Source organism: Micromonospora globispora (assembly GCF_003857015.1).
Lineage (GTDB): Bacteria > Actinomycetota > Actinomycetes > Mycobacteriales > Micromonosporaceae > Micromonospora > Micromonospora globispora.
Genome location: NZ_QGGF01000394.1, coordinates 1 through 9967 on the forward strand (window position 1 = coordinate 1; position 9967 = coordinate 9967).

The 9967-nt window shown below is 73.4% G+C and carries 5 protein-coding genes and 1 pseudogene; 2 read left to right on the forward strand and 4 right to left on the reverse strand.

Going from position 1 to position 9967, the window contains the following annotated elements:
• Positions 1–399, reverse strand: a pseudogene (locus DKL51_RS20825) (hypothetical protein); the annotation flags it as partial.
• 93 nt (positions 400–492) lie between these two features.
• Positions 493–1278 carry a hypothetical protein gene (locus DKL51_RS20830; protein WP_109942769.1) on the reverse strand — a complete coding sequence of 262 codons (786 nt, stop codon included), beginning with the start codon at positions 1276–1278 and terminating at the stop codon, positions 493–495.
• Between the two features lie 255 nt (positions 1279–1533).
• On the opposite strand from DKL51_RS20830, the gene DKL51_RS20835 reads away from it, so the two are divergent.
• Positions 1534–4443: a M36 family metallopeptidase gene (locus tag DKL51_RS20835; RefSeq protein WP_260428601.1), complete on the forward strand. Its 2910-nt coding sequence runs from the start codon at positions 1534–1536 to the stop codon at positions 4441–4443.
• 61 nt (positions 4444–4504) lie between these two features.
• Here the strand turns inward: DKL51_RS20835 and DKL51_RS20840 are convergent, their stop codons facing one another.
• The gene (locus DKL51_RS20840; protein WP_109942771.1) at positions 4505–5224 is read right to left on the reverse strand and encodes an HD domain-containing protein; all 720 of its coding nucleotides are present in this window, start codon (positions 5222–5224) and stop codon (positions 4505–4507) included.
• 61 nt (positions 5225–5285) lie between these two features.
• On the reverse strand, positions 5286–9422 hold the full coding sequence (locus DKL51_RS20845; protein WP_124812402.1) for a SpoIIE family protein phosphatase: 4137 nt from the start codon (positions 9420–9422) through the stop codon (positions 5286–5288).
• Between the two features lie 220 nt (positions 9423–9642).
• Here DKL51_RS20845 and DKL51_RS20850 point away from each other — a divergent pair.
• Positions 9643–9967, forward strand: a 325-nt coding sequence (locus DKL51_RS20850; protein WP_369008638.1) for a DedA family protein, incomplete at its 3' end; no start/stop codon positions are given.

Genomic DNA, 9967 nt, shown 5'->3' on the forward strand with positions numbered 1-9967 from the left:
CCCGGGCCCGGCCGGGCCCGGGGCGGCCTCCAACCGGGCCGCCAGTTCCCGGTCCTCGATCAGCGGGGTGAGTTCCAGGTCTCCGGCCGGGACGACCCGGTAGCCGCGGCGGGCGCGTTCGAGGCGTACCGGCTGGGCGAGCAGCGGCAGTCGTACCCGCCGTCGGGCACCGTCCACGTCGGCCGTGCCCACCAGGAAGGCCAGGCCACGGCGCAGGAGCCGCTCGTCGCGGTGCAGCGCGTCCAGCGCCGCCAGGCGGTCCAGCCGGGCGTTGCGCGGGGCCCGGTCGGGCTCGGGCAGCCAGACCAGCGGCCGGCCGGACCCAGACACGTCGAGGACCCGCTCGGCGCCGGCCGGGGCCAGGTCGGCGAGCGCGGTCAGAATCCTCGCCGCCTCCATCGCCGCCGATTCTGCCGTACGCGGGAAGTCGCATCCGTCCGCCAGGAGTAGCGGACGGCTGGCATACCGGGCTGGGCGCAGCGCACGGGGCCGTTAGGGGCCGTCGGCGTCGGGTCGCGTCCTGCGGAGCAGGTCTTCCAGCCGCTGCGCGGCAGCCCTCAGGTCCGCCACCACCTGCCGCACGTCGCCGACCGCGTCGTCCCCGTTCCTCCGGGCCCCTGCGGAGGCACCGTTGTGGGGGTTACCGTGCCCGGACCCCCGCTGTCGGTTGAGCCGGTCGGCGTACTCGGCCACGTCGTGCTCATAGTCGAGCCTGACCAGCTTCTCCCAGTACGGCAGGGCGAGCATCCGCACCCGCTCGTCAAGCTCGACCCAGACATGGGGTTGGCAGGTGACCACCCCGCCACCGAGCACGTAGCACCACGGGGCCTTCTCCGACAGCGCCCGTTGCAGTTCGACCTCCAGTTCTGCTGCCCGGTGCGGGGCGAAGTTGACCGCCTGCGCCGCCGCGAGCCGAGTCAGTCTCCGGATGACCTCCGGCGTGTACTGGTACGCGGCGCTGAGGAGTTCCCCCCGGCGGAGGTGCTCTGCCGACCAGACACAGCGGGCATAGATGTGGAAGTTGAACGTCCGGCCCCGGCCCGACACCCGGATCGGTACCGGTATGTCCAGTCGTTCGCTCAGCGGGCCGGTGAGGGCCGAGGCCGGTGCGGCCGCTGCCGTGACCGGCGCCGTCTCCTGGAGTGCGCGGGTCGTTTGCTCCCAGACCCTCAGCAGCCAGCCCCGGACGGGCTCGGTCTGCTTCCAAAACCGCGACCACTCGAACCGTGGTCGCCAACGATCGACGGAGGTCGACCCGCTGTCGGAGGCGTCGGTCATCTCACTGCCACCCCCGTTCCGCCGGAATCTCACGCTAGCCAGGGCATGACCGAGGTGTCTGCCGCCGCGGTTCCCTCGCTGCGCGACGTCCGGATATTCCGACAAATGCCCCTTTGGTCACTGCGGACAGTCATCGACCCGAGCCTATATGTGGATGTTCGGCCCATCCCCTCGTCCACTGTGAGCTGGTCGGATGTCGGGAACGGACACCGCCGTTCGACGACAGGAGGGACCGTGCGCACACCATCCCGTGCATTGACGGGGACCACCGCGCTGCTGCTCGCGGCCGGGCTGGTCCTGACCGCAGGAGCTGGCGGCCAGGCCGCACCCCGGGAGACCCCGACCCAGGCCCAACCCGGCCACCTGCCGGGTGACACCCACGACAGCAAGACCACCGACCACCGTACGGGGCGGAGCGCCCCGACCGACCGCCAGCGGGACCGCGCCGCCGCGCCCGGCGCCCGGGCCCGGTGGACCGCCTTCGGTACGCCGGCGATGCTCATCTCGACCGGCAAGCCGCTGGCCACCGGCCTGCCCGCCGACCCGGCCACGGCGGCGCGAGCCTACGTGGACGCCAACCGCGACCTGCTCGGACTGACCGCCAGCGGCGCCGCGGCCCTGGAGCAGTTGACCGTCGCACCGATGGGCGACGGCGCCACCGTCCTGTTCCGGCAGCGCTTCGGCGGCCTGCCGGCCGCAGTGGACGGCCTGCTCGCGGTCGGCGTCCGCGACGGCGCGGTGTGGCACGTCAGTTCCTCCGTCGCCCGGGACGGCGCCGCACCGGCACCGGCCACCCTCACGGCGGCGCAGGCCCAGCGGGCGGCCGCCGCCGACGCGGGCCTCACGAACCCGACCATCCTGCGGACCACGCTCGTCGCGGTGCCGACCGTGTCCGAGGGCGCGCGGGCCGCGTACGAGGTGATCCTCGGCGGGGACCTCGGCGGGGCCGACCCGGCCGCCTTCTCCAGCTACGTGGACGCCCGGGACGGCAGCGTGCTGGTCCGCGAGAACCTGGTCGACCACGAGGCCGACAACCCGGAGTGGGAGGTCTTCCCGAACTCCCCGTCGGTCGACCACTCGTCGACCGACACCCGGGTGACCTGGTGCTTCCAGGCCGCCGCCGGCTGCGACGAGACGGTCGGCACCTCGGCGTCGCCGCTGCCCTGGGACGTCGACCCGGCCACCGGGGCGTCCACCAACACCACCAGGGGCAACAACGCTGTCGCGGTGCACAACTGGTTCAGCAACGACCCGCGCACCGTGGGCACCGAGACCGCCACGCCGCGGGCGGACCGGAACTACGCCTACCCGTGGACCAACCAGTGGTACGAGCAGCGGTGCAGCCCGGACACCTTCACCTCGCCGCAGGCGAACGACATCGACGCGGCCCGGGCCAACCTGTTCGGGATGCACAACCGGATGCACGACTGGTCGTACCACCTCGGCTTCACCGAGGCGACCTGGAACCTCCAGCAGGACAACTTCGGCCATTCCGGTCTTGGCGCCGACGCGGAGCAGGGCAACGCCCAGGCCGGCGGGGTCAGCGGCGGTCCGCCGAACTTCGAGGCCCGGGACAACGCCAACCAGATCACCCCGGCCGACGGGGTCGCGCCGGTCACCAACATGTACCTGTGGCAGCCGATCGCCGGTTCCTTCTACGCGCCCTGTGTGGACGGTGACTATGACATGTCGGTGATCGCCCACGAGTACACCCACGCCATCACCAACCGGATGATCGCCGGCCCGAACGCCGGGGTCAGCTCGCCGCAGGGGATGAGCGAGAGCTGGTCGGACCAGCTCGCGATGGAGTACCTGTACGAGCACGGGTACGCCGCGCCGGGCCGCCGCGGCTTCACCGTCGGCGAGTACGCTACCGGTGACCCGGACGCCGGTATCCGCAACTACAACATGAGCGACAGCCCACTGAACTACAGCGCGATCGACTACGACTTCGTCGGCCTGCAGGTGCACGCGTCCGGCGAGGTGTGGAGCGCGACCAACGTCGACATCCGGGTCGCCATGATGCGGCGGTACGGCGCCGGCGACGCCGCGCTGCAGAAGTCCTGCGCCAACGGCGCCACGCCGGTGACCGCGTGCCCGGGCAACCGGCGCTGGGTCCAGCTCGTCTTCGACTCGTTCCTGCTGATGGCGGGCAGCCGGGTGAGCATGGTGGACGCCCGGGACGCGATGCTCGCCGCCGACCGGATCCGGTTCGGCGGGGCGAACCAGGACCTGCTCTGGAACGCCTTCGCCGCCCGTGGCCTCGGCGAGACCGCGGCCAGCAACGGCAGCACCGACGTCGACCCGACGCCGGGCTTCACCTCCCCGTACGCGGACGAGGCGACGCTGACGTTCAAGCCGGTCGACGACGACGTGGCCGTACCGGGGGCGCAGCTCTTCGTGGGCCGCTACCAGGCCCGGGCGGTGCCGGTCGCCGACAGCGATCCGGCCACCCCGCTCACCGACCAGGTCCGCCTGGTCCCCGGCACGTACGAGTTCGTCGTCCGCGCGCCGGGTCACGGGCACGTCCGGGTCGGCCCGGTCACCGTGTCGGCCGGTCAGGTCCGCGACCTGCCCGTCCAGGTACGGGTCAACCTGGCCTCCACCAGCGCCGGTGCGACGGTCAGCGGGGACGGCATCAACCTGGCCCGGATCGCCGACGACGACGAGGCCACCAACTGGGCCTCGCTGGGCAGCCCGGTGGCCGGGCGGCAGGTGACCGTTGACCTGGCCGGCGGCACCCAGCAGGTACGCCGGGTCCAGGTCAGCGCGATGCTGCGCCCGCCGGTCGCCGACGACCCGGACGCCGGTACGCAGAGCCGGTTCTCGGCACTGCGCCAGTTCCGGGTGCTGGCATGCACGGCGACGGGCACGGTGACCTGTGCCGACGCGGCGGACTTCCAGGTGGTCTACACCAGCCCGGCGGACGCCTTCCCGTCGGTGGCGCCCCGGCCGCGGGCCCCGGAGCTGATCATCCGGTCGTTCGACATCCCGCGGACGAAGGCGACCCACCTGCGCGTCGAGGTGGTGACCAACCAGTGCACCGGCGCGCCCGACTACGCCGGTGAGCAGGACGCGGATCCGCGGGCGGCGACCGACTGCACGACCGCGAGCCCGCAGGCGAACAACGTCCGGATCGCGGAGTTCCAGGCGTTCGCGCAGTAATCGGAAGGACGATCCGGCGCGGGTGGGCGGAGCGGATCCGCCCACCCGCGCCTCGCTGATGTCAGTTGGGCTGGTCGAGGATGGCGCTGAACCGCTCCTCGGCGAGGTCGAGCTGGGCGAAGATGTGCCGCTTCACCGGCGCGGACAGTGGCGTGTCCGGCCGGGCGATGAGGTCGCGGTAGACCGGCACCAGGGGACGGTACTTGGCGGCGGAGCGGGCCACCTTCGGCCCGACCGTGTGGATCACACCCACCCCGTTGTCGGTGAAGTCGGACACCTTGATCACCCGGGCCCAGGGCTCCCGGGCCAGGCTGGCCGCCACGTGCTCCCGGTACTGGACGTGCCGGTCGCGCCCCGGGTCGTACGCCGGGTTGGTGACCGCCCCGACCAGGCGGGCGACCCGCGGGCCGAACCGCGCGGTGAGCGCCGCCAGCGCGGCCCGGGTCGGGTCGCCGGTCGCGTTGGGGCCGGCCAGCTCCACCGGGTGGTCCTCCACCGCGTCGTGCAGCAGCCCGGCGACGATCACGTCCACGTCGCGCACCTGGTAGTGGTGCATCATCCGGATCGCCACCCGCAGCAGGTGGTTGAGGTACGGCTCGCGCACCCGCCGGTCCTCGCGATGCAGCTCGGCAGCGAGGTCGAGGGCCTCGGTCAGCCGTTCCCGGGCGACCGCGTCGAACGCCCGGATCTCCAGCCGGAACCGCTCCAGCAGACCCGATTCGCCGTGGATCTCGGTGATCGCGTGCATCGGCATCGTCGCCAGGTACGCCGGGAAGTCCATGCGTCACTTATAGCTGATCTTCGCGCGCGCTCCGGGCGGGGCGTCGGGCACCCGACCCGGATCAGCGGCCGTCGGAGAGTCGCTTGACCAACCGGACCGTGGTGCCCTCCGGGGTGCCGACGATGGTCGCCTCGTCCATCATCCGGGCCATGATCAGCCGTCCCCGGCCGCGGTCCGCGCCGTCCGCGGCGTCGTCCGTACTCTTTCGCCAGGCGCCCTGGTCGCGTACCTCGATCTCCAGCCGGCCGCCCCGCAGCTCCGCCCGCAGGGTGGTGATCGCGCCGGGGGCGAAGCGGTAGCCGTGCTCGATCGCGTTGGCGCACGCCTCACCCGTCGCGATCAGCACGGTCTCCACGTCCCACTCGTCCACCCCGTGGGCGTGCAGCCAGCGGCGCAGCCGCTCCCGGGTCGGGGCGAGCTGGGCCGGATCGGCCGGCAGCGCGTCGGTGAAGACCGCCGGCGCTCGGTGCCGGTAGACCAGCACGGCGGCGTCGTCGCTGCCGGAGGCGGGCAGCAGGTCGCGGACCAGCCGGTCGACCAGTTCCCCCTCGGGCAGTGCCAGGGACGCGGCGAGCACGTCCACGGCCCGGGAGATGCCGGCGTCGATCAACTCCCGGCGCCGCTCCACCAGCCCGTCGGTGTAGAGCAGCAGCGTTGAGCCGGGCGGCAGCGGTGCGGTCGCCTCGGGACGCTCCCGCACCGCGACGCTGGCCAACGGCACCGAACCGGCCCGGTCCAGCAGCTCGTGCGCTCCGTCCAAGTTGGTCAGGATGCCTGGCGGGTGGCCTGCGGAGGAGTAGCGGACCTCGCCCCGCGCGCGGTCGATGATCGCGCAGAAGAGAGTGGTGCAGGCGGCACCGGGGATCAGCCGGGCGAAGCCGTCCAGCGCGCAGAGCACCTCGGCCGGGCTCTTGGCCTGGAGCAGCAGGGCTCGGCAGGCGCTGCGGAGCTGGCCCATCACCGTCGCCGCCGGCAGACCGCGCCCCACGCAGTCACCCACCACCACGCCGACCAGGTCGCCGGCGAGCGGCACCACGTCGTACCAGTCGCCGCCGACCTCCAACGGGCGGACCGCCGGCTCGTAGCGCACCGCGAACCCGGGCGGCAGCTCCGTGGGGCCGAGCATCGCCCGCTGCATGGCCAGCGACACGGCGCGCTGCGTCTCGTAGGCGTGCGCCCGGACCAGCGCCTGCGACAGGGCTCCGCAGAGCTGGCGGATCAGCGCCCGGTCCACGGCGGCCGGGGGCCGGGGCGCGATCAGCTCCAGCCAGATTCCGCCGCTGCCGCCCGCCTCGATCCGGGCCGCGACGGCGGTGACCCGTCCGGTGGCGTTCCGCACCAGGTACGGATCGCTCTCCGGGCCGAGTTCGTCGAGGGCCCGCCGGATCTCCGGGGTCAGCTCCCGTCCCGCGCCGACCACCACGGGAGCCCCGGCCGGGTCGGGGCAGACCGCGACGCCGCGTGCCCCGCCGAGCAGCTCACCCAGTTCGGCGAGACCGACGCCGAGCACCTCGGTGATGTCGCTCGCGCTGGCCAGCCGGGTGGCGAGCGCCGCCATCGCGGCCTGACCGGCGGCGGCGTGGACCTCGGCGGTGATGTCGCGCAGCGTGGCGACGTGCAGCCGCTGTTCGGTGCGGGGCTCCCGGAGCGCGTTGTAGACGACCTCCACCCAGATCCGGTGCCCGTCGGCGTGCCGCAGCGGCACAGTGAACCGGCCGCTGTCGGCCTGTCGCATCTCGCGGGCCACCTCCTGGACCCGTCGCCACTCCGTCGGCTCGGTCTCCCGATCGGGCCACCACGGGTGCGGCGCGGGTGCCGGCAGCTCCAGCGAATCGACGCCGACCAGTCGGCAGAACGCCTGGTTGGCCTCCAGCAGGGTGGTGTCCGCGTCGTACACCGCGAAGGCGTCCTGAAGCGAGTCGATCAACGCGCTGCGCCAGGTCGCCTCCCGGCTGCGGAGCCGGGACAGCTCGAGGTGCGACCGCACCCGCGCGAGCAGTTCCGGCGAGGAGAACGGCTTGGGCAGGTAGTCGTCCGCACCGGCCTGCAGCCCCTCCACCGCGGCCTCCTCCCCGGCGCGGGCGGAGAGCACGATCACCGGCACGCCGGCCGTGCGGCGGTCCTCCCGCAACGCTCCGAGCAGGGCGAAGCCGTCCATCCGGGGCATCATCACGTCGGTGAGGACCAGATCCGGCAGCTCCCGCGCGGTCAGGTCGAGCGCGGCCCGCCCGTCGGCCGCCGTGAGCACCCGGTAGGCGGGTGCGAGCAGGCTGGTCAGGAACGCCCGGAGGTCCGGATTGTCCTCCACCACCAGCACCGTCGGCGCGTCCGCCGGCCGGACCTGGCGGCCGGCGCGGTCGGCGACCGGTGGCTCCGACGGCGTCTCCGACACCGAGCGCAGGGCCTCGTCCCGGTACGACCCGAGCGTCCGCTCGCCGCCACCGGCCCGCTCGCCGGCCGGCCGGCCGTACGGGATGCGGACGGTGAACGTCGAGCCCTCGCCCTCGACGGACCGGACGCCCACCTCGCCGCCATGCAGCCGGACCAGCTGCTGCACCAGCGCCAGACCGATGCCGGTGCCCTCGTGGGAGCGCCCGCCGCTGCCGCGTACCCGGTAGAAGCGGCGGAACAGCAGCGGCTGCTGGTCGGCGGGGATGCCCACGCCGGTGTCGCTGACCGACAGGGTGACCGTGTCCTCGTCGCCGCTCAGCCGGAGCCGGACGGTGCCGCTGAGGGTGTACTTCAGCGCGTTGGACAGCAGGTTGACCACGACCTTCTCCCACATGTCGCGGTCCACGTATCCGGTCCGGGGCAGCGGGTGTACGTCCACCTCGTAAACCAGCCCGGCCTGCTGCATGGCGTACGCGAAGGAGTCGGCGATGCCCCGGGTCAGGCCTCCCAGGTCGGTGGGCACCCGCTCCGCCTCCAGCCGGCCCCCCTCGATCCGGGCGAAGTCCAGCATGTCGTTGACCAGCTTGTGCAGCCGGCCGGCGTTGCGGTGCACCAGCTCCAGCCGTTCCCGCTGGGCGGGCGGCAGCGGCTCCCGCTCGTCGGTGAGGCTCTCCTGCGCCGGCCCGGTGATCAGCGTCAGCGGGGTGCGCAGCTCGTGGCTGACGTCGGTGAAGAACGCGGTCTTGGCCGCGTCCAGCTCGGCCAGCGCGGCAGCCCGCCGGCGCTGTGCCTCGTACGCCAGCACGTCGGTCAGGGCGGTGGAGACGCGGCTTGCCACCAGGTCGAGGAAGTGCCGGTACGGCTCGTCCAACGCCAGGTAGGGGCTGACGCCGAGGACCAGCACTCCGACCGGCCGCTCGCTCCCGGTGGCCAGCAGCGGCAGCGCCACCGCCTCGTCGACCGGAGCCTGGTCGCCGAAGCCGTCCGCGCGCACGGTCGGCCAGGTCGTCGCGGTCAGGCCGGTGACCCGCACCGGCCGGCCGGTCTTGAGCACCTCCGCCACCTCGGTCGGCGGGCCGGCGGCGGTGAAGCGTTCGACCCCGTCGACGAGGCCGAACGACGCGACCAGGCGCACGTCGTCGCCGTCCCGCGAGGGGTCGTCAGCGTCGTTCAGCTGATCTTTTCGGAGGTACACCATGCCGGCCGGGAGGTCGGCGGGCCCGCCGGCGAGGATCCGGGCGGCCGCCCGGACGGCATCCGTCGCGCTGTCCGCCGCCGCGATCGAGAGTTCACCGAGTTGGCGCAACAGCGCCAGTCGGCGGTCGCCGACGACCCGGCCGGTCACCTCGCTGGTGGCCACGAAGACGCCGTCGACCCGCCCCTGCGAATCCTTGACCGGGCTGTACGAGAAGGTCCAGTACGTCTCCTCCAGGAAGCCGTGCCGGAGCATGAAGAGCAGCTGATCATGGGAGTAGGTGGATTCGCCGCTCAGCGCCCGCTCGGTCAGGGGGCCGACGATGTCCCAGATCTCGGCCCAGCAGTCCGCCGCGCGCTGCCCGACAGCCGCCGGGAACTTCTCCCCGAGCACGCCCGTGTACGGATCGTTGAAGATCTGCACCAGCTCATGGCTCCACCAGAGCAGCATCGGGATCCGGGAGGGCATGACGGTACGAACCGCGGCCCGCAGCTCGGCCGGCCAGGTCCCGACCGGCCCCAGCGGGGTGGCCGACCAGTCCGTCGCCCGGTGCGCCGCGCTGGTCGGGTCGCCACCGGGGAACATCTGGTCGGTGGCGGTCTCACCCTCCACGTCCTGCCCCCGTCCCGTCCAGTCCGCGGGTCTGGGCGCTCGCTCGCGCTGTCCTCGTCCCGTCCCAGCCCAATTGTCCCCGCAGTGCGCCCGGTTCACTCGCCGCCCCTGCGCGCCGGGTCCACGACCTGATCAACCGGCCGGGGTGCCGGACCGGAGCGGCGGGGCAGGACCGGGTGACGAGCCAGCGTACTCCGTCCTGGCGGGCGACAATCTGCGGATGGACCGGGTGTTGAACCTGCTGGTGGCGTTGCCACCCGCCCTGGTGCTGGCACTGGTCTTCCTGCTGCCCGCGCTGGAGGCGTCGACCTTCCTCGGCCTGGTCGTACCGGGGGAGATCGCCGTACTGGTCGGCGGGGTGCTCGCGCACGAGGGGCGGCTGCCGCTCTGGGCGGTGGTGGTCGCCGCGGTGGCCGGGGCGGCGCTCGGCGACCAGGTCGGTTACCTGGTCGGCCGCCGGTACGGCCGGCGGCTGCTGAACCGGGTCCCGCGCCGGTTCGTCCGCTCCGGCGAGCTGCACCGGGCGCTCGATCTGGTCCGGCGGC